Origin of the sequence: Sphingobium agrisoli, from assembly GCF_041877245.1 — a bacterium.
Lineage (GTDB): Bacteria > Pseudomonadota > Alphaproteobacteria > Sphingomonadales > Sphingomonadaceae > Sphingobium.
This window is the reverse complement of record NZ_JBHDJI010000016.1, coordinates 35933-59204: the sequence shown is the minus strand read 5'-3', so window position 1 is coordinate 59204 and position 23272 is coordinate 35933. Positions and strand designations below refer to the sequence as shown.

Here is a 23272-nt window from a genome sequence, read left to right as displayed (position 1 = left end):
ATCAATCCATGCCCGAAAGCCATGAACAACCGGAGCCGCCGCCCACATGTCCCTTCATCAATCTACAATGTCAAAGAACACACCAAAACCTGACAACCAGGCAACCCCGTCCTTGCGTCCAGGATACCACGTCCAGATTGTTGGCGACCATGTGCTTCAGCGCCTCAATGAAGGGGCGGCGTCGCGTCCGGTGAGGGGCCATCTAGGGAGGGCATCTGAGTCGGTCAACCGGAAAAATGCCATAATTTTGAAATTTTGAGGACCGCGGTTGAGAATGACGCGTGTCGCGGGATTGCAATGCCCCGGATCAATCGAGCGCCTCGCCAGGATAATTTTCGGTATTGACCTGCGTCTGCATAGCGCGGGTCGGAGCCGGCATCGAAGGGGAATAGAGCGTCGATCGCGGCAATCAGATCGGCCGGCCAGTCAAGGGCGAGTGTCGCCAGATTTTCGTCGAGATGGGCGGGGCTGGTCGTGCCGGGGATCGGCACGACATGGTCGCCCTTCGCCAACAGCCCGGCAAGGCACAGCTGCGCCGAGGTGCGCGCCGCCTGCCGCGCTAGCGCCTTCAGCCGATCGGACAGCGCGAGATTGACCGCGAGGCGAAGCAGCCGCTCCGCTGCCGCTGCGTCCGGGCGCGGCAGATAAGCGTGACTGAGGCTCATGCAGCCCAGCCCGATCGCCGACACGGTGAAAGAGCCGACATTCAGGGTGGCCACGCTGGTCACAAGGGCAATCCCACATAATTTTCCGCGATCGTCGTCTGCGCCGCGGCCGAGGAGGCGATATAGTCGAGGTCGGCGACCTGCATCCGGCGATCGAACGCATCACTGCCCGGGAAGCGGTGCATCAGCTTCGTCAATTGCCAGGAAAACCGTTCGGATTTCCAGATGCGGGCCAGCGCCTTATCCGAGTAGCCGGCCACCGCGTCATTGTCATGCCGATTGAACCAGGCGATCAGCGCGTCGGACAGATAATGCACGTCCGACGCGGCGAGGTTCAGCCCCTTGGCGCCGGTGGGCGGCACGATATGCGCGCTGTCGCCCGCGAGCAGCAGCCGGCCATGACGCATCGGCTCGAACACGAAGCTGCGGAGCGGCGCGATCGACTTTTCGAGCGCGGGGCCGCGGGTGATGTTCGCTCCGGCCTCCGGGCCCAGCCGAACCGCAAGCTCGTCCCACAGCCGGTCGTCGGGCCATTCCTCGACCTTCTCGTCCACCGGCACCTGGATATAATAGCGGCTGCGCGTTTGCGACCGCATCGAGGCAAGCGCGAAGCCGCGCTCGTGATTGGCGTAGATCAGCTCGTGGCTACAGGGCGGCACGTCGGCCAATATGCCAAGCCAGCCGAACGGATAGACTTTCTCATAGGCGGTCGCGACCGACTGAGGAATCGCCTTGCGCGAAGGGCCGTGGAAACCGTCGCAGCCGCAGATGAACTGCGCGTCGATCCGGTGGGTCGCGCTGGCCTTGGTGTAAGTGACGTAAGGTGCGTCGCTGTCGACATCGTGCAGCGCAACGTCGCCCGCCTCATAGACGATCTCCAGCCCGCGCTCAGGGGCGGCGGCCATCAGGTCGCGGGTGAGTTCGGTCTGGCCATAGACCATCACCTGCTTGCCCGTCAGCGCCGCGATGTCGATGCGGATCAGCCGCTCCCCATCGGCCAAGTAGAAGCCGTCATGTGGGAGCCCTTCGGCATGCATCCGCGCGCCCAGCCCGAGCCTGTCCATGAGTTCGGTGGTGGTGCGCTCCAGCACGCCGGCGCGGATGCGGCCCAGCACATAATCGGGCGACGCGCGCTCGACGACGATGACCTCTATGCCTTCCGCGCGCAGCAAATGGCCGAGCAGCAACCCGGCCGGGCCTGCGCCGACGATGGCGACCTGCGTTTTCATGATACTCCGCTCCCGCAATGGCTATGCGGGATGGATGCAGTGAACCGGACAGGTGGGACAGGGCAACGTCACCGCATTAGTTGGACGATCGAACACAGATGCAGGATGAAAACGTCTCGTCCGCTGTGAGATCAGCGCTATACAACTGGACGATCAGGCGACCGGCAGTGTCACCACGGCGTCCGGCGCATCGCGCAGCCGGACGTAGAGCTTGCCGTCGCTGGGCCTGGGCACGGTCAGGGTCGATCCGGTATAGCCATGCGCGACCTCAGCCGCGCGATCGAGGCCGGGCGTCGCGCCCACCGCGTCGATCAGGAACAGGTCGCGGCCCCGGATCGTGCAGCCCGCCCCGGCCGGCTCGCAGTTCACAGCCTCGATCTGCGGCAGTCGCGCCAGCGTCACCAGCGGCTGCCAGTCGCTGACGGCATCACCATGGCGCAGGCGGAAGCGGAGCGGGCCGAACAGCGACGGCGCCGCCGCCTTGGGATCGAGGCTCGCAATGGCGATCTGCGGTCCTTCCAGCCGCAGGCCGGTCGCGGTGGTGAGGCGGATCGCCGCGCTCTCGTCGGCCGGCGCGATGTCGATCGAATCGGCGGCGGTTAGCGCGACGCCGCCCGGCGTCTCGACCGAAAAGACCAGCCGGCCATTGTCGGGGAGCAGCGTGTCGCCCGGCAGCGCCAGCGCCTTGCCGGCAGCCGGCCCCGCCGTCACCGTGCGGCTGAGCAGCCGCACCTGCGGCCGCGCCGCCGCAACCGTCACGTCCAACATAACGCTGCGCCCGTCGCGCAGCCGTACCCGCGCGCGCTGCTCCTGCCCCGCCTCGAACGCGCGCGTCTCATCCTGCGCCTGCAAGCGCAGCCGATCGACCGACCCGTCGCGGCCGAGGCCATCGGGACGCAGCAACAGGCCGCCCAGCTCCACCATCTCCACTTGGTCAAGCCGTTGGCCGGTCAACACCGCCGTCCGGTCCCCGGCATGGATCACGAGGCCATCGAGGCGGCTCGCCTGCGCGTAGCTTTTAAGCGCGATCGTCGTCGGATCGGCGGACCCCACATATTTGACGTCGACACTGAACGCACCCGGCCGGCGATCGCCCAGCGGCAGGGTGACGGCAATGGCGTCCTGCCCGCGTACCGCCCATTGCACCGCCTGCGGCAGAGCGTCGCCCTGGCGCAGCGTCACGCTCTCGACGCAGGCAGGCGCGCCGCCTTTCAACGTCAACATGTCGTCGCGTCCGACCACCAGTTTCGGCTCGCCGTCGACACTCCAGCCCTTCTCATCAGGCAGTTGCAAGCTGAAGTCCGGCCCCTCGAATCGGTCGAAGCCCCATTGGCCAAAGAGATGCGCCTGCATCGTCCCCTTGAAGGCCGGCGGCAACGAGTCGCCGCCCAGCACATAGCCGCCCCGGTCGGCGCGCGCCACGACCGGCAGGTCCACCGTCTCGCCCGACGCGGCCTTGATCGCCACCCGCATGTCGCGCGCATAGGCGGACGAATAGATGAGCGGCGCGCCCTCCACCGGCAGCACCGCGCCGGGCCGCGCCACACAGATCGGTCCCTTGGCCCCGCTGCGCAGCCGCGGCGGACTGTCCGCCTCGATTGCGGGCATGGCGATGACCATCACCGACTTGGGCTTGGCGAAGGAGGGGGCGGCGTTGAGCAACAGCGCCATGCCCTCGTCGCGGCGGACGCTCAGCGTCGGCAGATAGCCGAATTCGGGATTGCTGAACGCGCCGAAGATGCGCGCGACGTCGCGGATCACGCCGATATAAGGGCTGTAGAAGCCATAGCCCGCCTCGCGCGTCGCGCTCAGTTGCAGGGCAAGGTCGGTCGGTGCGCCGGTCAGCGTTTCGGCCATCGAACTGCTGTGCACGTCCGCCAGCACCAATGTCTCGCGATTTTCGAGCAGACAGGCGGCCTGCATCTCGATCACCTTCGACAGGCACTCCTCGTTGAGCTTGATCGACAGGCTGCGCGCCAGCGCCGGGGCGAGCGTGCGCAGATATTCGGGATGGCTGTTTTCCTGCGCCTTGATCGCGCCCATGAAGGCGTCGAGCCGCGAGCGGTCGAGCGACGCTTGGTTTAAGTCCTGCGTCGCACGCACGAACTCGCCGGGCTTGCCGCGCACCGCGTCGCTCAGCACGCCTTCCGCGCCGCCGGTGTCAGGCACCAGGAATAGGACCATCTGCCGCGCGCCCTTCGGCACGGTCAGGTTCAGCGTCCGGTCCTTCTTCTTCCAGGTTTCGGCGAAAGCCATCCACTCCTTGGGCGGCGGGTTGGTCGCGCCGCGCAGGAAGGCGGAAACGAGGATGAAGCGCGCGCCCTGATCGGCGGGCAGGTCGGCGGCGATGGCGATGCGGTCGCCCTCGGCCAGGCTCGGCACCTGCGCGATCGGCAGGGTCTTGTCGCCGCGCGTCACCTGAACCCGCACAGTGGGGCCGGCCAGCTCGAACGGCGCGGGATCGGCGGCACGCAGCGGCACCTCGCCGAGGCACGCCAGCGCCAGCGCGGCGCAGCCCGCCGTCAACCTCTTGATCGGGAAGCCTGTCATCCTGAAACCCCTTATCCCGATCGCGCCGCCCCTGCCAAGGGCGCAGCAGCCCAACGCCCCGCCCTGCGCGCCGGGCCCGCCCGCACCGCTTGCGGCGATGCCCAGACCCTGCCATGGATTGGACGATCCGCCATGGCCCGCTCACCCGTCCCCCATTTTTACCTCTACGGCGAACCGCAGCGGAGCGTGGCCGAAGGCTTCGTCCATGTCGAAAGCCTCGACGACCGGTCGCGCCCAAGCGAATGGACGATCCGCCCGCATATCCACCGCGACCTCAACCATATCATCCTGATCGCGCAAGGCGGGGGCGCGATGCTGGCGGAGGGGGAGGAGGTGCGCTTCGACGCGCCCTGTCTGCTGCTGATCCCGGCGGGCGTCGTCCATGGCTTTGCCTGGCATAGGGAATCGCGCGGCCACGTCGCCACCATCGCCGACGCCTATCTGCGTGACCTCGTCGCGCGCGACGCGGACCTGGAACATCTGTTCGCCAGACCCCACGCCGCCGCGCTCAGCATGCACGAAGGGGAAGAAGCCGACGCGGTCATCGGCCGGCTAATGCGCGAGCTTGGCTGGGCCGGCGCGGGCCAGCGCGCGGCGGTCGAATCGGCGCTGCTGCTGCTCATGGTCATGGCCCTGCGCCACGCCGCGCTGGCAGGGGCGACCGCGGCGGGCAGCGCGCGGCAGACGGCGTTGGTCGCGCGGCTGCGCGAGCGGATCGATCAGCGCTTCCGCCTGCGCGAACCCGTATCGGCTCACGCCCGCGCATTGGGCGCCAGCCTCACCGCGCTGCGCCAGGCCTGCGCCAGCGTCGCGGGCACCCCGCCGCAGCAGATGTTGGACGACCGCTGCCTGCTGGAGGCGCGGCGGCTCCTGCTCTATTCGCAGATGTCGGTGGCGGACATCGCCTATGCGGTCGGCTTTGAAGACCCCGCCTATTTCTCGCGCTTCTTCGCCCGCCATATCGGCCAGCCCCCCCGCGCCTGGCGCGCCGCGCGGGGCGGTTGAACCATCGGCGAAGCGGGCCTAGCTGGCCAGCCTATGACAGCGAACGACCTTATCGACCTGCTCGTCGCGCGGCTGCTGCGCGATCACGGCAAAACCAAGCATCACTGGCGCAAGGCGATTGGCCCTGTCCGCCTCTATGACCGCGCCACTCATGCCCATTGCAACTGGAGCGTCACGCCGACGGGAACCCAACGTGACGTTGCCCTGATCGAAACCTTGCTGGATGAGCTTCGGCTGGCGCATCCCATTTTGCATGGATGATCCTGTTATCCGGCGATCGCGGGGGAACCGCCTAGTCAGCCCAGCTGCGTTTCCAGCTCGCCCAGCACGCGATAGCAATCGAACACTTTCTGCACGCTGCTGTTGGGCTCGCGGCCTTCGCGGATCGCGCCGATGAACTCGCGGTCCTGCAATTCGATGCCGTTGTTGGACACGGCGACGCCCGTCAGGTCGATCGGCTCTTCCCTGCCGTTCACCAGATCGTCGTAGCGCGCGATATAGGTCGCCGTATCGCCGATATAGCGGAAGAAAGTGCCGAGCGGCCCATCATTGTTGAAGCTCAAGGACAGAGTGCAGATCGCGCCGGTCTCGCTCTTCAACTGGATCGACATGTCCATCGCGATGCCGAGATCGGGATGGATCGGCCCCTGCATCGCGTGCGCCGATACGATCTTGCCCGCCTGATAGGCGAACAGATCGACCGTGTGCGCGGCATGGTGCCAGAGCAGATGGTCGGTCCAGCTGCGCGGCTCGCCCTTAGCGTTGATGTTCTTGCGGCGGAAGAAATAGGTCTGCACGTCCATTTGCTGGACGTTGAATTCGCCAGCCTGGATCCGGTTGTGGACGAACTGGTGCGACGGGTTGAAGCGGCGGGTGTGCCCGACCATGCAGGTGAGGCCGGTTTCCTTCTGCTTGGCGAGCACCGCCTGCGCGTCCACCCAGCTGTCCGCCAGCGGAATTTCGACTTGGCAGTGCTTGCCCGCGTCCATGCAGGCGATGGCCTGCGCGGCGTGCATCTGCGTCGGTGTGCAGAGGATCACCGCATCGACATCCTCGCGCGCCAGCGTCTCGGCGAGGTCCGTCGTCGCATGGCCGATGCCATATTTCGCCGCGACCGCCTGCGTCGGCTCCAGATTGCGGCCGACCAGCGAGGTGACGGTTACGCCGTCGATATTCTTCAGGCCGTCGAGATGCTTTTCGCCGAACGCGCCGGCGCCCGCCAGGGCAATACGCATGTTACACTCCGTAATTGAAGGTGATGGGCGGCTATCCCGCCGCAAGAAGGGCGACGTTGCTACCGGTCATGTCCAGCCCCTCGCCATTGTCGGGGCGCAGCACGAGGTGGCCGATCGCGGTATTGGAACAGGGCACATGATAATGGCGATGCAGCGCGCGCGTCTTCTTGCCCAGCGCCCCGCGCATGATGAGCCACATCACCATTTCGATCCCCTCGCTGCCCGTTTCGCGCAGATATTCGATGTGCGGAATCCGGCGCAGATGGTCGCTGTCGCCGATCAGGCCGTCGAGGAAGCGATTATCCCATTCCTTGTTGATCAGGCCCGCGCGCGGCCCCTGCAACTGGTGGCTCATGCCGCCCGTGCCCCATATCTGCACGTTCAAATCCTCGGGGAAGCTCGCCACTGCCCGCGCGATCGCCTCCCCCAGCGCCCAGCAGCGGTTGCCGGACGGCGGCGGATAGGTGACGACGTTGACCGCGAGCGGAATGACTTTGCACGGCCATGCGTCGGGCTTGCCGAACATCATGCTCAAGGGCACGGTCAGCCCATGGTCGACGTCCATCTCGTTGATGATGGTCATGTCAAATTCGTCGAGGATCAGGCTCTGCGCGATGTGCCATGCAAGATCGGGATGCCCCTCCACGTCCGGCACCGCCCGCGGCCCCCAGCCCTCGTCGGCGGGCTTGTAGCGCTCGCCGCAGCCGATCGCGAAGGTCGGGATGATCTTCATGTCGAAGGCCGATGCATGATCGTTATAGACCAGGATCACGACGTCGGGCTTTTCCGCCTTCTCCCATTCGCGCGTCCAGTCATAGCCCGCAAAGATCGGGCCGAAATAGTCGTCGCGATCCTTGCCGAAGTCGGACGCCACGCCCAGCAGCGGCACATGGCTGGACGCCACGCCGGCGGTGATGCGGGCCATTATCTTTTCTCCTTGATCGACCGAAGCCCTTCAGGCGAGCGGCCACCCTTGTTCATCATCTCGCGGTAGTCCGGGAAGCTCATGTCGGTCATGGTGCTGACCGCCTCGGCGAAGGGGATGCCGTCGGTCGAGAAGAGCTTGGAAAGAAAATAGACGTTGCCGCCCAGATCGAGGCACTTGTTGTAATCGCGGGCGAGCAGCGCCTGCTTGGCCTCCTCGCTGAGCGGCCATTCGTCCAGATAGGCGCGCTCGTCGGCCTTGAACCGTTCGCGATTCTCGGCCTTCATCAGGCTCATCGCGAACTGGTTCATATGATAGCCCTGCCTCGCGCGCTTCGCGGTGAACACGCGGGTTCCGGGGATATCCTCGAACTCGGCGAGATAGGCGTGGATATCCCTATGCTTGGGGTCCTGCGTCATTACAGGCTCCTCTCCTTGAGCTTCGCGTCCAGGCGCGGGAAGACCCGCCGCGCATTGCCCTCGAAGATCGCGTGCCGCTCGGCCTCGCTGATCTCCAGCGCGTCGACATAGCGCTTGGTGTCGTCGAAATAATGGCCGGTGGTGGGATCGATCCCGCGCACCGCGCCCACCATTTCCGACCCGAACAATATATTCTTGTTGTCGATCACGTCGGCGAGCAGGTCCACCCCCGGCTGGTGATAGACGCAGGTATCAAAGAAGATGTTGTTCATGAGATGCTGGTCGAGGCTGGGCTTTTTGAGCATGTCGGCGAGGCCACGATAGCGTCCCCAATGATAAGGCACCGCCCCGCCGCCATGCGGGATGATGAAGCGCAAGGTCGGGAAATCCTTGAACAGGTCGCCCTCCAGCAACTGCATGAAGGCGATCGTGTCCGCCGCGATATAATAGCCACCGGTCGCATGCATCGCGGGGTTGCAGCTGCCCGACACATGGATCATCGCCGGCACGTCCAGCTCGACCATCTTCTCGTAGAAGGGATACCAGTAACGATCGGTCAGCGGCGGATGGGTGAAATGGCCGCCGCCCGGATCGGGATTGAGGTTGCAGCCGATGAAGCCCAGTTCGGTGACACACCGCTCCAACTCGGCGATCGAGTTGCTCATGTCGGCCTTCGGCGACTGCGGCAACATGCATACGCCAACGAAGGTCTCGGGGAACATTGCGACCACGCGCGCGATCAGATCGTTGCAGCGGATCGCCCATTCCTTCGCTACATCGGCGTCGCCGACATGCGGGGCCATGGCCGAGGCGCGCGGCGAAAAGATGGTGAGGTCCGCGCCGCGCTCCTTGATGAGGCGCAACTGGTTCGCCTCGATCGTCTCGCGAATCTCATCGTCGCTGATCTCGGGATAGGGCGGACAGGGCGTGCCGGCCTTGTACGCCGCCTTCTGTTCCTCGCGCCAGGCGTCATGCTCCTTGGGAAGGACGGTATAATGGCCGTGGCAGTCGATAATGAGGCTCATAGCGTCTCTTCCTCAACCCCTATTCCGTCACCCCAGCGCAGGCTGGGGTCTCAGGCGACAGCACGCAGTGCCCGCCCTAAACCCCCGTCATTCCCGCGGAAGCGGGAACGCATCTCCCGCCATATCCCCTATCGCAAACGCCGGAGATGGATCCCTGCCTTCGCGGGGGTGACGGAAAGGAGCGTAACAACCGATGCGCTCGATCTTCGCGCCCAGCCCCTCCGGCACCATCTCCACCCCCAGCGCGCCGATCGCCCGTTGCCGCTCGACCGTGCCACGCGTCATCATGGCTCCGGTCCCGAGGTCGTCGAGCGTCTTGACGACCTCCTCCATCTCGGCCGCGCGGCGGACCCCGTGGACCAGCATGCGGTCGAGATTATAGTCCGCCCGCTCCGCCCACGTCCTGCGCTTCTCGCTCGCGTCGAGCGAAGCGAGCACCTCCTCCAGCACGCCCGCCTGCGCCGCCGCCAGCACGCATTCGGCGGTGAGCGCCTCCAGCCCCTTGACCATCACCGAGCGGATCATCTTGATCGCCGACGCGCGGCCCACCGCATCGCCCACCACCCGTATATTGTCGAACCCGAGCGCCGCTAGCCGGTCTTGCGCCGCCGCCGCCTCGCCACCGCTGAGCAGCAACGGCACGCCGAGCCGCGCAGGGATAACCGGAGCCATCACCGCCACATCGACATAGTGGCCGCCAGCCGCCTCGATCGCGTGCGCCGCCGCCTGCTTGGTCTGCGGCGCGACGCTGTTCATGTCGCAATAGAGCGTGCCTCGCGCGATCAGGCCGGCCGCCATCTCCGCGACGGCGAGCGCCTGGTCAGCCGTCACCAGCGAAATGAGCAAAGGCGCGGCGGATGCGGCATCGGCCACCACCCCCGCGCCTCGGACGCGCGCTCCTGCATAAGCCGCCAGCATCGCGTCGCGCGTCGCCGGATCGTCGGTCTTGCGGTCGAACGCGCAAGCTGCGCCTGCCCAGCCGCCCGCGATCGCGAAGGTCGATCCCGCTTCGCCAAATCCGATCAGTCCGACACGCGTCTCCATGCGCCGGGACATGGCGCAAGGCGTCCGCGCCTGCCAATCATATCCGTTGTCCGCCCATAAGAATTTACGAACCCATATCTCTGGAGGCCACTTGCACCGCGTCGATGAACGCCCGTTGCAGCCGCGTCGGCCGCCACGCGGCGCGGGTGGAGAGGCCAATGGTGCGGCTGATCGCGCCGGGCGCCGGGCCGATATCGGCGAGCAGCCCCGTCTCCACCTCCAGCGCAAGCTGATCGTAGGACAGCAACGTCAGATAATCGCCGCCGACCAGTAGCTGACGGATCGTCATCACCGATCCGCACTCGATCGGCACGGCGGGTAGCATGCCACCCAAGTCGGCGAACATCGCCCGCCACAGCCGCCGCAGCGGCGTGCCATCCGGCGGCAATATCCAGGGATAGCGGCGCAGCGCGTCCGCATCCCATCCGCCCGCGAGCGGATGGCCTGCCCGCGCGATAATCGTCGGCCTATCCTCCAGCAAGGGCATCTGTTCAAGGTCGCTCGCCAGCGCCGAATCGCGCAGCGCGCCGATCATCATGTCGATCTCTCCGTCGCGCAGCGGCCCCACCAGTTCGGCATAGGAGCCTTCATGCACGCTGATGTCGACCTGCGGCATCGCCGCGCGGAAGCGGGCGATCGCGTCGGGCAGCAACCGCGCGCGCGACCAGGGCATTGCGCCAACCACCACGCGCCCGCCGACCTCGCCCTTCTGCTCGGCTATCTCCTCCAGCCCCTGGCGCAACTCCGCCTGCGCGAGCCGCAGCCGCTGCGCCAGCTTCGCCCCCGCCTTGGTCAGTGCCACCCCCCGACCCCGCCGGTCCACCAGCCGGCTGCCGACCGCCAGCCCAAGATCGCCGACCGCGCGATGCAGCGAGGGCTCCGCCACCCCGGTCGCCGCCGCCGCCGCCGCATAGGACCCCGCGCGCGCCAGCGCCACCAGGGCCCGCATCTGCGCCGCCGTTACCCGGTTGCTGCCGATCAGCCGCAATGCCACGTCGACGCGGGGTTTCAGGCGCAGCGCGGCCTCCAGCGGCGTCATCCCGCCCGGCCCGCGCGCGAATAAAGGCAAGCCAATCTGCGCCTCCAGCTTGGCGATGCCCTGTGTCACCGCCGGCTGGGTCAGATTGACCGTCCGCGCGGCGAGGCTGACGCTCCCCTGCTCGACCACGGCGACCATGGCGGCCAGGTGACGGATATTGAGCTGATCGGGCTGCATCGTCCACGCTTACCAAAAATTTATGGCCCCGCGCCAGTTCGCATTGGCGACCCGCCCCGCCTCTGTTCATGTCACCCTGCATCCTATTGCGGAAGAAGGAGCAGCAGCATGTCCGGCATCGTTGTGCAAAATATCGAACGAGCGGAACGCGCCATCGTCGATGGCCTCGCCCGATGCGGCGTCGCGACGGTGCATGAAGCACAGGGCCGCACCGGCCTTCTCGCTCCCTATATGCGCCCCATCTATGCCGGCGCGCGGATCGCCGGCACCGCCGTCACCATTGCTTCGCCCCCGGGCGACAACTGGATGGTCCATGTCGCGATCGAGCAGCTGAAGGAGGGCGATGTGCTCCTCCTCGCGCCGACCAGCCCATGCACCGACGGCTATTTCGGCGACCTGCTGGCGACCTCGGCGCAGGCGCGTGGCTGTCGCGGCCTCATCATCGACGCGGGCGTGCGCGACGTGCGCGATCTCACCCAGATGAACTTCCCCGTCTGGTCGACGGCGGTCCATGCGCAGGGCACCGTCAAGAATACGCTGGGCAGCGTCAACGTGCCGGTCGTCTGCGCCGGGGCCTATGTGAACCCAGGCGACGTGGTGATCGCCGACGATGATGGCGTGTGCATCGTGCCGCGCGCCGACGCCGCTGCCGTGCTGGAAAAGGCGCAAGCACGCGAAGCCGCCGAGGAAGCCAAGCGCGTCCGCCTCGCCGCCGGGGAACTCGGCCTCGATATCTACAATATGCGCCCGCGCCTCGAAGAAATGGGCCTCAAATATGTCTGACATCCCCCTCCCGTTCGGTTCGAGCTTGTCGAGAACCCGGCGCACCGTTCTCGACAAGCTCGAACCGAACGGAGGTGTCGCATGACCCAGGCCCGCGTCATGTGGATGCGCGGCGGCACCTCCAAGGGTGGCTATTTTCTTGCCGAAGACCTTCCGGCCGAAACGGCCGCGCGCAACGCCTTCCTGCTGCGGATCATGGGATCGCCCGACCCGCGCCAGATCGACGGCATGGGCGGCGCCGATCCGCTTACTAGCAAGGTCGCGGTGGTCCGCAAGTCCGCGCGCGAAGGCGTGGACGTCGATTATCTCTTCCTCCAGGTCTTCGTCGACAAGGCGGTCGTCAGCGACGCGCAGAATTGCGGCAATATCCTGGCGGGCGTCGGCCCCTTCGCGATCGAGCGCGGCCTAGTCCCCGCCCAGCCGCAAGAGACCCGCGTCGCCGTCTACATGGAGAATACCGGCCAAATCGCCATCGCCACCGTTCAGACCCCAGGGGGCATTGTCCATTATGACGGCGATGCACGGATCGACGGCGTGCCAGGAAGCGCCGCGCCCGTCCCGCTCGAATTCCGCGACACCGCCGGTTCCTCCTGCGGCGCTTTGCTCCCCACCGGCAACGCCTTCGACGAGGTGGAAGGCGTGCGCGTCACGCTGATCGACAACGGGATGCCCTGCGTCGTCATGAAGGCGGCCGATGTCGGCATCACCGGCTATGAGGATCGCGACACGCTGGACAATGATGCAGCGCTCAAAGCCCGGATCGAAGCCATTCGCCTCGCGGTCGGCGAACGGATGAACCTAGGCGACGTGACCGACAAGTCGGTGCCCAAGATGATGCTGGTCGCCCCTCCGCGAAACGGCGGCGCGATCACCGTCCGCAGCTTCATTCCGCATCGCGCTCACGCCTCGATCGGCGTGCTCGGCGCAGTCAGCGTCGCCACCGCCTGCCTGATCGACGGATCGCCCGCCGCGCAGGTCGCCGCCATCCCCGAAGGCAGCCGCAAGACGCTCTCCGTCGAGCATCCGACCGGCGAGACCACCTGCGTCATGGAACTGGACGAGAACAACGTGGTGACAAGCGCGGCGATGCTCCGCACGGCTCGCAAATTGATGGATGGAGAGGTTTTCGCATGAGCGACCGGATCACCAGCTGGCACGGCAATCCGTCGAAGCCCCGCTATACCCCGCCGGCCGGCGCGATCGACGCGCATTGCCATGTGTTCGGGCCGATGGCGCAATTCCCGTTCAGCGCGAAGGCCAAATATCTGCCGGAGGATGCCGGCCCCGACATGCTGTTCGCCCTGCGCGACCATCTGGGTTTCGCCCGCAACGTCATCGTGCAGGCGAGCTGCCACGGCGCCGACAATGCCGCGACGCTCAACGCCATCGCAAGGTCGGACGGAAAGGCGCGGGGTGTCGCCGTCGTCGATCCCGCGATCTCCGAAGCCGATCTCGCCGCCCTCCACGAAGGCGGGATGCGCGGCATCCGCTTCAATTTTCTGAAACGCCTGGTCGACGACGCGCCCAAGGACAAATTCCTCGACGTCGCGCAGCGGCTGCCCGCCGGCTGGCATGTCGTGATCTATTTCGAGGCGGACATTCTTGAGGAACTGCGCCCGTTCATGGACGCCATCCCCGTGCCGCTGGTCATCGACCATATGGGCCGCCCCGATGTGACGCAGGGGCCGGATGACCCGGACATGAAGGCGTTTCGCGCGCTGCTCGACAGCCGCCCTGACATCTGGTTCAAGGCGACCTGCCCCGACCGGCTCGACCCCACCGGCGATCCTTGGAACGCCTTCGCCGACGCCGTCGCGCCGCTGGTCGCCGACTATCCCGACCGTGCGCTCTGGGGCACCGACTGGCCCCACCCCAATATGCAGGATGCGATCCCCGACGACGGCCATCTGGTCGACATGATCCCTCGCATCGCGCCGACGGAAGCGCTGCAACGCAAGCTGCTGATCGACAATCCGATGCGGCTCTATTGGCCCGAGGAACTCGGCTGATCGGGGGCAAGAAGAAGGGGGAGAGGCAGCGGGCGAGCGCGGCAGGGAGGATCAGCGCCGCGCTTGCCGCAAATCCGGCAAAGCATGTGACGAGAGCCTCTCCCCAGTTCGATGAACGAAAAGGCGCGGGGCCGATCCGTAACGACCAGCCCCGCGAGGGAGGATCAGAATTTGAACCGCACTCCGCCGCGATAGGTCCGGCCCAGCGCGTCATAGAGCGCGGGGTTGGAGAAGATGTGGACGATCGCCGGATCGCGGTCGAACAGGTTATCGACCTTGAAGTAAGCGGTGATCTGCGGCGTGATGTTATAGGTGCCGCCGATGTCCATGTAGAAGGCGCCGGGGATCTGGTTGTCCTCGGGGCTGATCGTCTGGTTGTTGCCGGTCGAAATCGGGCAGCTTCCCGCCTCGCACTCGACATAATTGTTGCTGATGACGCCGTCGCTGAACCAGCGCTCCTGCAGGAAGAAGGAGAATTGGTCGTTGGAATAGCTCTGCTGCGCCATCCACTTCCAGTCCGGAGTATTACCCAGATTCTGCCCCGCCTGGTCGGTGGGGATGGTGCCCGGGAGGCCGGTGTCGCTGATATATTTTGCGACGTGGGTCGCCAGCGCCCGCAGCGTCAGCGTGCCAGGCAGGCCCAGCGGATTGCGCCACTGATAGCTCGCCTCGATGTCGAAGCCTTCGGTCTTGATCGACGCGAAGTTGAACGACTGAACGTTGATGAAGTTCGGCCCATTCGGGTTGTTGAGGTTGAACGAGCCGCAGGTCTGCGGGAGGATTTGCGTGAAGCAATAGTTGACGATGTCGCCCGCGCCCAAGCTGCCGATCACGTCGTCTATCTTGATCTTGTACCAGTCGAGCGACGCGCTGAAGCCCGGCAGCCAGGACGGATTGTTCAGCGAGATGCCCGCCGTCGTGTTGCGCGCGATTTCCGGCGTCAGCTCCGGGTTGCCGACCGTATATTGCAGCGCCAGCACGTTGCGGTTGTTGAACGGGTCGAAGAAGTTCGGCAGCGTCGTGGTGACGGGCGCAGCGAACAGCTCCGACAGGTTGGGCGCGCGAATGTCGCGCGAGGTGACGCCGCGCAGGCGGAAGCCCTCGATCGGCAGTTCCCAGGTGCCGCCGACTTTCCAGGTCCACACCGTGCCCGAAGTGGAATAGTCGGTCATGCGCGCCGCCGCGTTGATGTTGGCCTTGCCCGCGCCGTCCGAATTGATGATGGGCACGTCGACTTCGACATAGCCCTCCTTCACATTATAGACGCCCCGGCCGTTACGGTAATTGCCCGCATACCAGTTGACGCCATCCGCCAGCAGCGCGGGATCGGCCGGATAATCCTCGTTGAACGGCGTATTGGTGCCGCCCGCGCCATAGGGATCGGCCTTCACCCGATAGAATTCGCGCCGATATTCGCCACCGAAGGCGACTGACACCGGCCCGGCCCAGGACGAGAATGGCTGGCCCGAGAAGTTGAGGCTGATGACATCCTGCGTCTGCTTGGTGCGCTGGTAAGGCCCGTTTTCGGGCTGGACATAGCGCAGCGCGGCTTCGGAGGGATTGCCGCCGATGATGTTGAGCGGCTGGCAGCCATTGGCGCGCGCCACCGGATCGCGGCAGACGATTACGCCGTTCAGGCTGATCGCGTCGATCGCCCGGTCGAACCGGCGCGACAGCAGGATATTTTTAACATCGATGTCGGTGTAGTTGATGCCATGCTCATAATAGAGGTCGTAGTTCCACTCGCTCCCGGCCACCGGCACTTCGCCCTTCGCGCCCGCGACGAAGCGATACTGGCGGCGATTGGTATAGACCTGCGTGTTGCCGAGCGCGGCGTTGCTGGTGCCGTAGCGGAACTGGGTAATGCCCGCCGCCGCGCACTGATCGCGCACGATCTGCGGCACGAACGGATTCTCGCACTGAATGGTCAGGTTCGGGCGGTTCTGGCCGTTGATCGGCTGGTTGTGGGTCTTCACCTGGCCGACGTTGACGGTCACATAGACTTCGTTGTTGGGCGCGAAGTCATAGCCGAGGCGGCTGTAGATGTTGAAGCGCTCGATCGCCGACTTGATCGACCGGCCCGAATCGACATTGCCCGACACGTCGCCGCCTTGGCAAAAGCCGAAGTCGCAGCCGATCACCGTGCCCGCGGCATTGCGCGCCGGCACGCCGTTCGATCCGTACTGGAACTGGAACGGGCGACCCGACTGGTCGAAGGCGATGCCCTGGAGCGGGCCGGCGGTGATCAGGCCGTATTTGGTGAAGCCGATCGACTGGGCATAGTCGCGCAGTACCAGCTGCGGGTTGCCGTCATTGGTGATGTTGCGGTTGACCAGCGTGCGCTGGATGAACCAGTCGCGCCCGCCGGCCAGGCCGATGCCGAACGGGCCGGGGCCGACGCCCGCCTCGTCGCTATATTCGCCGCTGACGATCAGGTGGACGGTATCGTCGGCGAAGCTCTTGCCCCCGGCAAGCTGGACAAGCACGGTCTCGTCATCGCCATAATCGGTGATGCTGCCCTGGATATTGCCCTTGAGGCCCTTGAAGCGGGTATCGGTGATGAAGTTCACCACGCCGCCGACCGCGTCCGACCCGTAGGAGGAGGATGCGCCGCCATTCACCACGTCGACGCGCTGGATCAGCAGCTGGGGGAAGAGGCTGATGTCGGGGGTGCCGTTGACGTTCGCGCCGACGACGCGCTGGCCGTCGAGCAGGGTCAGGGTGCGGATCGCGCCCAAGCCGCGCAGCGAGAAGGCGCTGAGGCCCTGCGCGCCCGAGGAGGTGCTAAAGGTGTTGGTCTGCGTGCCGCTCGACCCCTGAAGCGAAGGGAGCTGGGCGATGGTGGTGAAGATATTGGGCTGCGCGTTCGCCTGGATCAGCGCTTCATCGACCACCGTGGTCGGCGTCGGCGCGGTATAGCCGCTCGCTTTGATGCGAGAGCCGGTGACGATGATGTCGGCATTGTCGGCTGGCGCCTGCGGCGGAGCGACCTGGGGCTCGGCCTGCGCGAAGGCCGGCGCGGCCAGCAGCGACGCCGAAAGCGCGGCGAGGCTCGCCATCTTGCGGCGCGCGTTCAGTGCATTACGAATAGGAAATCGTGGCATCCTGCTCTCCCCAATATCGTCGTTCGGTTCGGACCTTGACGGTTGACCCATCGGGTTCCGCCGCCCCTTCGACTGTTGTAACAGCGACTCGACAGAAACATCGTTAGCGCTAACAACGCCTATTGCTAATCGTGCGCAACATTGTCAATAGTCAGACAAGAGGAATTTGGCGGGTGAGCAAAAAGTTGAGAGGATGCACCTCAAGCCGTTGCTGCGGCTGGCATGTTCGGCCGCATGGCCGCGCGCGCGATTCGCGGCATGAGGCGTCGTTTGCGCTGTTCACGTTACCGGACGGTCGCCCATGACCCTTGGCCGCATTCCCAAATTACGATGGACCATCATCGCCCTGTTCGTGGGCGCTATGGTCATCAACTATCTCGCTCGGTCGGTGCTGGGCGTCGCCGCGCCCGTCATCCTCACCGAACAGGCGATCAGCAGCGTCGAATATGGCTGGATCACCGGCGCATTTCAGCTCGGCGTGATGCTCCAGCCGCTCGCTGGCTTTTTCCTGGACAGCGTGGGCCTCAAGATCGGCTTCACCCTCTGCGTCGCCGCTTGGTCGCTCGTCACCATGGCGCATGGGCTGGTCCATGGCTGGTTCGGCTTTGCCGCGCTGCGGGCGCTTCTCGGCCTTGCGGAGGGCTCGGCCCAGCCAGCCGGACAGAAGCTCGTCGCCACCTGGTTCCCGGCGAAGGAGCGCGGCCTTGCTGGCGGCATCTACAATATCGGCGCGTCCTTCGGCGCGGTGTTCGCGCCCCCGCTCGTCGCCTGGGCGGTGATGGTGCATAGCTGGCGACTGGCCTTCCTCGTCGCCGGCGGCATCGGCCTCGTCTGGGCGCTGCTCTGGTTCTTTTTCTACGATAGCCCCGCCAGCCATCGCCGGCTGACCGCGCAGGAGCGCGACCATATCGAAAGCGGCCAGGAGGCCCGCCTCGCCGCTCGCGCGGCCAAGCCGTCGATCCTCGCCCTCGCCCGCCGCCGCGACCTCTGGGGCATCGCCCTCCCTCGGCTGCTCGCCGATCCGGTCTGGGGGATGCTGTCCTTCTGGATGCCGCTCTACCTCGCTCGGGTGCGCGGTTTCGATCTCACCCAGATCGCGCTGTTCGCCTGGCTCCCCTTCCTCGCCGCCGATCTTGGCTGCCTGTTCGGCCCGGCGGTCGTGGCATTTCTCCAGCGACGCGGCATCGCCCTGATCGACGCGCGCCGCTGGGCCTTTACCCTGGGCGCCGTCATGATGACCGGTATGGCTTTCGTCGGCATGGCGACCAATCCCTATGCGGCGATCGCGCTCCTGTGCCTGGGCGGTTTCGCCCACCAGACATTGTCGGTCACCGTCATCACCATGGCGTCGGACCTGTTCCCGCGCAACGAAGTGGCGACCGCCGCCGGCATGGCGGGGCTGGCGGGCAATCTTGGCGTCCTGCTCTTCTCCGTCTCGCTGGGGCAGATGGTCGACAGCGTCGGCTATGAGCCCTTCTTCATCCTTCTCGGCGTGCTCGACTTGGTCGGCGCGGCCCTTCTCTGGACCCTGGTTCGCAAGCCCGCATGACCCAAATAGCCAACCCCATCCTGCGGGGCTTCAATCCCGATCCGTCGATCGTCCGCGTGGGCGACGATTTCTACATCGCGACCTCGACCTTCGAATGGTATCCAGGCGTGCAGATCCATCACAGCCGCGACCTCGTGCACTGGCGCGTCATCGGCCGACCGCTCGCCCGCGCGGCGCAGCTCGACATGCGCGGCGATCCCGATAGCTGCGGCGTATGGGCGCCCGACCTCACCCACGCCCATGGCCGCTTCTGGCTCGTCTATACCGACGTCAAGCGATACGGCACCACCACCATCAACGGCGCGCGCGGTGTGTCGCTGCGGGACTTCCCAAACTATCTGGTGACATGCGAAACGATCGACGGCCCCTGGTCCGATCCGGTGCATCTGAACAGCAGCGGCTTCGACCCCGCCCTGTTCCACGACGATGACGGGCGGAGCTGGCTCGTCAACATGCGCTGGGATCATCGCCCCGGTCGCGGCCGCTTCGCCGGCATAGAAGCGCAGGAACTGGATCGGGCCACGCTCACCCTGATCGGGCAACCGCATCTCATCTTCCCCGGAACCGAGCGCGGCTTCACCGAAGGGCCACATCTCTACAAGCGGGACGGATGGTATCATCTGCTCGTCGCCGAAGGCGGCACCGGCTGGGACCATGCGGTCGTCATGGCGCGGTCGCGCGACCTGATCGGCCCCTATGAGGTGCATCCTGACGGCGCGGTGCTGACCGCCGCCGGCTGCCGGCAGAGCGCGATCACCCGGTCGGGCCATGGCGATCTGGTCGAACTGGCCGACGGTACGCCCTGGCTCGCCTATCTCTGCGGTCGGCCGCTGCCGGGCCGCGCGCGCTGCGTGCTGGGGCGCGAAACCGCGATCCAGCCGATGCGCTGGTGCGAGGATGGCTGGTTGCGGACCATCGCCGGCGATGCGCGGCCCGATCCCGCGCCGCAGGCCCCGCCGCTGCCGCCTGCGCCCTGGCCTGAGGATGACTGGGACGGCCGCTTCGGCAGTCTGGACCTGCCGCAAGGATTCCAGTGGCTCCGCACCCCCCGCCCCGAACGCCTGTTCAGCCTCACCGACCGGCCCGGCTACCTGCGCCTCTATGGCCGCGAAACGGTCGGCAGCCTGTTCGAGCAGGCGCTGGTCGCCCGGCGGCAGCAGCATTTCCGCTTCACCGCCACCACCTGCCTCAACTTCCAGCCCAAAAGCTACCAGCAGGCGGCCGGCCTCATCTGCTATTATAACAGCACCAAATTCCACTATCTGCTGGTCAGCGCGCAGGATGGCGCGCGCACCCTCTCGATCATGACCGCCTCGCCCGAAGCCGAGGAGGCGGTGACGCTGGAGGATGTCTGCCCATTGCCCGAAGGGCCGCTGGAGCTGCGCGCCGACGTCGACAGGGACGCGCTGCGCTTCGCCTGGCGCGCGGGCGAAGCAGGCGAGTGGCACGAACTGCCCCACCGGCTCGACATGAGCATCCTGTCAGACGAAGTGACCGTCCCCGGCCTCCCCAATTTCACCGGCAGCTTCGTCGGCATGGCGTGCCAGGATCTGTCGGGCGCGGGCACGCCGGCCGACTTCGCCTGGTTCCGCTACGAGCCGGGCGATGCGGCGATAGCAGACGCCGACTGACGCTGGATGATCGCATGATCGAGGATCAGCTCGCGCGGCACCCGAGACTTGCCGCCGCGCGCCGCGATCTGCGCGATCAGCAGGCCCAGCGCCTCGCTGGCCAGCTGCCGCACCGGCTGATGCACGGTGGTGAGCGGCGGCCATAGGGTGACGGCGGCGGTGGTATCGTCGAAGCCCACCACCGCCAGTTCGCCCGGCACGTCCAGATGGCGGCGGTGCGCGACCGATACGATCGCGGCGGCCATATCGTCATTGCTCGCGAAAATGGCAGTTGGTGGCCGCTCGGCGCTCAGCAATTGCTCGCCCGCTACCAGACCCGACGCATAGGTGAAGTCGCCCTGTGCCACCTGCACCTCGACCCCGCCGGTCTCGCGCACCGCCGCGTAAAATCCCGCCATCCGCTCGGCGCTCGCCGCCTGGTCGGGATTGCCGAGCACAAACCCGATGCGCCGATGACCCAGCTCCAGCAGATGGCAGGTCATTTCATAAGCCGCCGCCCGATCATCGATCCGCACGCTGATTGTTTCGGGCGACTGGTAGGCGCCGACCGCCGCCATGGTCATCCCCGCCTCGCGCAGCACGCGCAGCACCTCGGGCGCTTCGCCCAGCGGCGGCGCGAGCAGCACGCCACTCAACCCCGATCCGATCAGATCCTCGACCTCCTGCGTGGATGGCGGCCGCCCGCCCTCACCTTTCAGCAACACCAGCCGCGCCCCGCGCGCGGAGGATTCCTCCAGCACCCCGGTCAGGAATTCGCTCATGAAGGCGGCGCTAGGGTTGGAATAGATGATGCCGATCCGCAATTCGCTCGACGTCACCAGACTGCGCGCTGCGACATTGGGCGTGTAGGCCAGCGCCTTGATCGCCTCCTCGACAGCGGCCCGCGTTTCAGCACTGACCCCGCTGCGCCCGTTAATGACGCGTGACACAGTCATGGATGACACGCCCGCCCGCGCCGCCACATCGACGATCGTCGCCCCGCGCACCGGGCGATCCTGCTTCTCCATCCCACCCCCGAATCAAGAGGCAAAGCCTCGAAAGTCTGTCTTAAGTCATCTCTGCCGGCCGCACACAGGCGGAAAGAGCGTATGCCCCGTCCCCTTCCGCTTCAAGATGCCGGCCGCCATTTATTTGTTGGACTATTGACCCCCTTTCCAGATCGTATAGGATAGGATTCGAGACTGGCGCTGAGCCAGCTGGATAATCGCAGGAAGGGGAATGCAGATGTCGGGCAGCGCAACAGCCATGGACAGGCGCCAGGCATTGCTGGCCTCGTCACTCGGCGCGGCCGCCGCCTTCCTGCCGGGCCACGCCGCCGCCGCCTCGGCGAGGCGGCCCACCGCTGGCGGCACCTGTACCACGCCCCTTAGCGCCGTCGCCAAAACCCGATACGGCCCGGTGCGCGGCTATGTCGCGGGCGATGTGTTCACCTTCAAGGGCGTGCCCTATGGTGACGACACCGGCGGCGAAAATCGCTGGCTGCCGGCCAAGCCGCCCAAGTCCTGGAGCGATCCCTATCCCGCGCTCGCCTATGGCGCGAACTGCCCGCAGACGCTGCACAGCTTCCGCGCCAAGGAACATACCTTCCTCCAGCAATGGACCGACGGTTTCCTGGGCGAGGATATGCTCAAGCTCAACATCTGGACGCCCTCGCTGTCGGGCGACCGCCCGGTCATGATCTATTTTCACGGCGGTGGCTTTGCCTTCGGCTCCTCCTACGAACTCGCCTCGCACGACGGCGCGCAAATGGCGCGGCATCATGATGTGGTGCAGGTGTCGATCAACCACCGCCTCAATGTACTGGGCTTCCTCGACCTCACCGACGTCGGCGGCGATCCCTACGCCGAATCGGTCAATGTCAGCATGACCGACTGCATTGCCGCGCTGCGCTGGGTGCAGGAAAATATCGCGGCCTTCGGCGGCAATCCCGACCGGATCATGATCCACGGCCAGTCGGGTGGCGGGTCGAAGGTGACGACGCTCATGGGCATGCCTTCGGGCAAGGGTCTCATCCACCGCGCGGCGGCCCTGTCGGGCGGCGGCGGCAATATCCCGACGCTCGAACAATCGCGGGATTTCTCGCGCCGCGTGGTCAAGGAACTGGGCGTCGGCCAGCGCGACATCGGCGCGCTGCAAAAGATGGACTGGGCGACGCTCTTCGCCGCCGGCAACAAGGTTGCCGAGCAGATCAACGGTCCGCGCGGGCCAGGCGGCCCCTCCACTACACCGCGCGTCGGCTGGAACCCGACGCTCGACGGCCGGGTCATCACCGTCCGTTCCTTCTTCGACGCCGCGCCTGACGCATCGCGCGACGTGCCCATGCTGATCGGCAACACGAGCGAGGAAGGGATGCGCTTCAGCAGCAACCCGACTGAGGCCGAATGGCGCGCGGAACTGACCAGCCAATATGGCGCGCAAAAGGCTGATGCGCTGATGGCCCAGATGAAGCGCGATCACCCGGAGAAAGCGATCCGCACGCTCTCCTATGGCGTCGCCTCGCTCGGCTATCGCAATCGCATCCAGTCGATGGTGGCCCTGCGCGACAAGCAGGCGGGCGCCGCCCCCACCTACCAATATCTGTTCCAGTGGCAATCGCCCCAATTGGATGGCGTCGCCGGCGCATGGCACACCGCCGAACTCGCCTTCGTGTTCGACAATACCGCGCTCTGCGACCAGGGCACCGGCAACACGCCGGAAGCGCAGAAGCTTGCCCGCACCATGGCGACCGCTTGGGCCAATTTCGCCCGCACCGGCAATCCGAGCCAGCCCGGCCTCGCCTGGACGTCCACCAACGCCACCCGCTGCGCGACGATGATATTCGACAATCAATGCCGCATGGTCGACGATCCCGAAGGCGCAGCCCGGCGCATCATCCTCACCTGA

19 protein-coding genes are annotated in these 23272 nt (G+C 66.1%); 8 read left to right on the top strand and 11 right to left on the bottom strand.

The window, feature by feature from the left end; genetic code table 11:
• Positions 1-224: 224 nt before the first annotated feature.
• The 3 genes from ACETPF_RS19455 to ACETPF_RS19445 form a co-directional block, all read right to left on the bottom strand.
• Positions 225-719 carry an aldo/keto reductase gene (locus ACETPF_RS19455; RefSeq protein WP_373936266.1) on the bottom strand — a complete coding sequence of 165 codons (495 nt, stop codon included), beginning with the start codon at positions 717-719 and terminating at the stop codon, positions 225-227.
• 5 nt (positions 720-724) lie between these two features.
• Positions 725-1894 (bottom strand): 4-hydroxybenzoate 3-monooxygenase, encoded by a 1170-nt coding sequence (pobA, locus tag ACETPF_RS19450; protein WP_373936265.1) that lies wholly within the window; start codon positions 1892-1894, stop codon positions 725-727.
• 153 nt (positions 1895-2047) lie between these two features.
• Complete coding sequence (locus ACETPF_RS19445; RefSeq protein ID WP_373936264.1) at positions 2048-4444, bottom strand: hypothetical protein; 2397 nt, start codon at positions 4442-4444, stop codon at positions 2048-2050.
• A gap of 132 nt (positions 4445-4576) precedes the next feature.
• Here ACETPF_RS19445 and ACETPF_RS19440 point away from each other — a divergent pair, with 132 nt between their 5' ends.
• Positions 4577-5449 carry a helix-turn-helix domain-containing protein gene (locus tag ACETPF_RS19440; RefSeq protein WP_373936263.1) on the top strand — a complete coding sequence of 291 codons (873 nt, stop codon included), beginning with the start codon at positions 4577-4579 and terminating at the stop codon, positions 5447-5449.
• 33 nt (positions 5450-5482) lie between these two features.
• Positions 5483-5710: a hypothetical protein gene (locus ACETPF_RS19435; protein ID WP_373936262.1), complete on the top strand. Its 228-nt coding sequence runs from the start codon at positions 5483-5485 to the stop codon at positions 5708-5710.
• A gap of 35 nt (positions 5711-5745) precedes the next feature.
• Here ACETPF_RS19435 and ACETPF_RS19430 read toward each other — a convergent pair whose 3' ends face one another.
• The 6 genes from ACETPF_RS19430 to ACETPF_RS19405 form a co-directional block, all read right to left on the bottom strand.
• A complete protein-coding gene (locus tag ACETPF_RS19430; protein ID WP_373936261.1) occupies positions 5746-6684 on the bottom strand; it encodes a Gfo/Idh/MocA family oxidoreductase in 939 nt (312 codons plus the stop codon).
• A 31-nt stretch (positions 6685-6715) separates the two neighbouring features.
• Positions 6716-7609 (bottom strand): class III extradiol dioxygenase subunit beta, encoded by an 894-nt coding sequence (locus ACETPF_RS19425; RefSeq protein WP_373936260.1) that lies wholly within the window; start codon positions 7607-7609, stop codon positions 6716-6718.
• Entirely contained in the window at positions 7609-8028 is a 420-nt protein-coding gene (gene ligA, locus ACETPF_RS19420; protein WP_373936259.1) for a protocatechuate 4,5-dioxygenase subunit alpha, read from the bottom strand. The genes ACETPF_RS19425 and ligA overlap by 1 nt, the downstream gene beginning before the upstream one ends.
• Positions 8028-9053, bottom strand: a complete 1026-nt coding sequence (locus ACETPF_RS19415; RefSeq protein ID WP_373936258.1) for an amidohydrolase family protein — start codon at positions 9051-9053, stop codon at positions 8028-8030. Before ACETPF_RS19415 ends, ligA begins: the two co-directional genes overlap by 1 nt.
• Positions 9054-9140: 87 nt before the next feature.
• Positions 9141-10097 (bottom strand): NAD(P)-dependent oxidoreductase, encoded by a 957-nt coding sequence (locus ACETPF_RS19410; protein ID WP_373936257.1) that lies wholly within the window; start codon positions 10095-10097, stop codon positions 9141-9143.
• 64 nt (positions 10098-10161) lie between these two features.
• Entirely contained in the window at positions 10162-11313 is a 1152-nt protein-coding gene (locus ACETPF_RS19405) for a LysR substrate-binding domain-containing protein (protein WP_373936256.1), read from the bottom strand.
• A gap of 108 nt (positions 11314-11421) precedes the next feature.
• Here ACETPF_RS19405 and ligK point away from each other — a divergent pair, with 108 nt between their 5' ends.
• The 3 genes from ligK to ACETPF_RS19390 all read left to right on the top strand — a co-directional run bounded on the left by ligK (position 11422) and on the right by ACETPF_RS19390 (position 14105).
• A complete protein-coding gene (gene ligK, locus ACETPF_RS19400) occupies positions 11422-12096 on the top strand; it encodes a 4-carboxy-4-hydroxy-2-oxoadipate aldolase/oxaloacetate decarboxylase (protein ID WP_373936255.1) in 675 nt (224 codons plus the stop codon).
• Between the two features lie 81 nt (positions 12097-12177).
• Complete coding sequence (locus ACETPF_RS19395; protein ID WP_373936254.1) at positions 12178-13230, top strand: 4-oxalomesaconate tautomerase; 1053 nt, start codon at positions 12178-12180, stop codon at positions 13228-13230.
• Positions 13227-14105 (top strand): amidohydrolase family protein, encoded by an 879-nt coding sequence (locus tag ACETPF_RS19390; RefSeq protein ID WP_373936253.1) that lies wholly within the window; start codon positions 13227-13229, stop codon positions 14103-14105. Before ACETPF_RS19395 ends, ACETPF_RS19390 begins: the two co-directional genes overlap by 4 nt.
• A 164-nt stretch (positions 14106-14269) precedes the next feature.
• Here ACETPF_RS19390 and ACETPF_RS19385 read toward each other — a convergent pair whose 3' ends face one another.
• Positions 14270-17209, bottom strand: coding sequence for a TonB-dependent receptor plug domain-containing protein (locus tag ACETPF_RS19385; protein WP_373936252.1), 2940 nt, complete (start codon positions 17207-17209; stop codon positions 14270-14272).
• 301 nt (positions 17210-17510) lie between these two features.
• Between ACETPF_RS19385 and ACETPF_RS19380 the strand changes: the two genes are divergently transcribed.
• Both ACETPF_RS19380 and ACETPF_RS19375 read left to right on the top strand, forming a co-directional pair.
• Positions 17511-18758, top strand: a complete 1248-nt coding sequence (locus tag ACETPF_RS19380) for an MFS transporter (protein WP_373936251.1) — start codon at positions 17511-17513, stop codon at positions 18756-18758.
• Positions 18755-20389 (top strand): glycoside hydrolase family 43 protein, encoded by a 1635-nt coding sequence (locus ACETPF_RS19375; protein WP_373936250.1) that lies wholly within the window; start codon positions 18755-18757, stop codon positions 20387-20389. Before ACETPF_RS19380 ends, ACETPF_RS19375 begins: the two co-directional genes overlap by 4 nt.
• On the opposite strand, the gene ACETPF_RS19370 is transcribed toward ACETPF_RS19375, so the two are convergent.
• A complete protein-coding gene (locus tag ACETPF_RS19370; RefSeq protein WP_373936249.1) occupies positions 20350-21396 on the bottom strand; it encodes a LacI family DNA-binding transcriptional regulator in 1047 nt (348 codons plus the stop codon). The two genes, ACETPF_RS19375 and ACETPF_RS19370, sit on opposite strands and share 40 nt — an antisense overlap.
• 238 nt (positions 21397-21634) lie before the next feature.
• On the opposite strand from ACETPF_RS19370, the gene ACETPF_RS19365 reads away from it, so the two are divergent.
• Positions 21635-23272 carry a carboxylesterase/lipase family protein gene (locus tag ACETPF_RS19365; RefSeq protein ID WP_373936248.1) on the top strand — a complete coding sequence of 546 codons (1638 nt, stop codon included), beginning with the start codon at positions 21635-21637 and terminating at the stop codon, positions 23270-23272.

Excerpts from the sequence above, each read along its gene's own strand:
- ACETPF_RS19435 (WP_373936262.1), top strand. The coding sequence starts at position 5,483 with ATGACAGCGAACGACCTTATCGACCTGCTCGTCGCGCGGCTGCTGCGC.
- ACETPF_RS19410 (WP_373936257.1), bottom strand. The coding sequence starts at position 10,097 with ATGGAGACGCGTGTCGGACTGATCGGATTTGGCGAAGCGGGATCGACC.
- ACETPF_RS19365 (WP_373936248.1), top strand. The coding sequence starts at position 21,635 with ATGGACAGGCGCCAGGCATTGCTGGCCTCGTCACTCGGCGCGGCCGCC.
- ACETPF_RS19380 (WP_373936251.1), top strand. The coding sequence starts at position 17,511 with ATGACCCTTGGCCGCATTCCCAAATTACGATGGACCATCATCGCCCTG.
- ACETPF_RS19375 (WP_373936250.1), top strand. The coding sequence starts at position 18,755 with ATGACCCAAATAGCCAACCCCATCCTGCGGGGCTTCAATCCCGATCCG.
- ACETPF_RS19430 (WP_373936261.1), bottom strand. The coding sequence starts at position 6,684 with ATGCGTATTGCCCTGGCGGGCGCCGGCGCGTTCGGCGAAAAGCATCTC.
- ACETPF_RS19385 (WP_373936252.1), bottom strand. The coding sequence starts at position 17,209 with ATGCCACGATTTCCTATTCGTAATGCACTGAACGCGCGCCGCAAGATG.
- ligK (WP_373936255.1), top strand. The coding sequence starts at position 11,422 with ATGTCCGGCATCGTTGTGCAAAATATCGAACGAGCGGAACGCGCCATC.
- ACETPF_RS19440 (WP_373936263.1), top strand. The coding sequence starts at position 4,577 with ATGGCCCGCTCACCCGTCCCCCATTTTTACCTCTACGGCGAACCGCAG.
- ACETPF_RS19390 (WP_373936253.1), top strand. The coding sequence starts at position 13,227 with ATGAGCGACCGGATCACCAGCTGGCACGGCAATCCGTCGAAGCCCCGC.
- ligA (WP_373936259.1), bottom strand. The coding sequence starts at position 8,028 with ATGACGCAGGACCCCAAGCATAGGGATATCCACGCCTATCTCGCCGAG.
- ACETPF_RS19445 (WP_373936264.1), bottom strand. The coding sequence starts at position 4,444 with ATGACAGGCTTCCCGATCAAGAGGTTGACGGCGGGCTGCGCCGCGCTG.
- ACETPF_RS19395 (WP_373936254.1), top strand. The coding sequence starts at position 12,178 with ATGACCCAGGCCCGCGTCATGTGGATGCGCGGCGGCACCTCCAAGGGT.
- ACETPF_RS19425 (WP_373936260.1), bottom strand. The coding sequence starts at position 7,609 with ATGGCCCGCATCACCGCCGGCGTGGCGTCCAGCCATGTGCCGCTGCTG.
- ACETPF_RS19405 (WP_373936256.1), bottom strand. The coding sequence starts at position 11,313 with ATGCAGCCCGATCAGCTCAATATCCGTCACCTGGCCGCCATGGTCGCC.
- ACETPF_RS19370 (WP_373936249.1), bottom strand. The coding sequence starts at position 21,396 with ATGGAGAAGCAGGATCGCCCGGTGCGCGGGGCGACGATCGTCGATGTG.
- pobA (WP_373936265.1), bottom strand. The coding sequence starts at position 1,894 with ATGAAAACGCAGGTCGCCATCGTCGGCGCAGGCCCGGCCGGGTTGCTG.
- ACETPF_RS19415 (WP_373936258.1), bottom strand. The coding sequence starts at position 9,053 with ATGAGCCTCATTATCGACTGCCACGGCCATTATACCGTCCTTCCCAAG.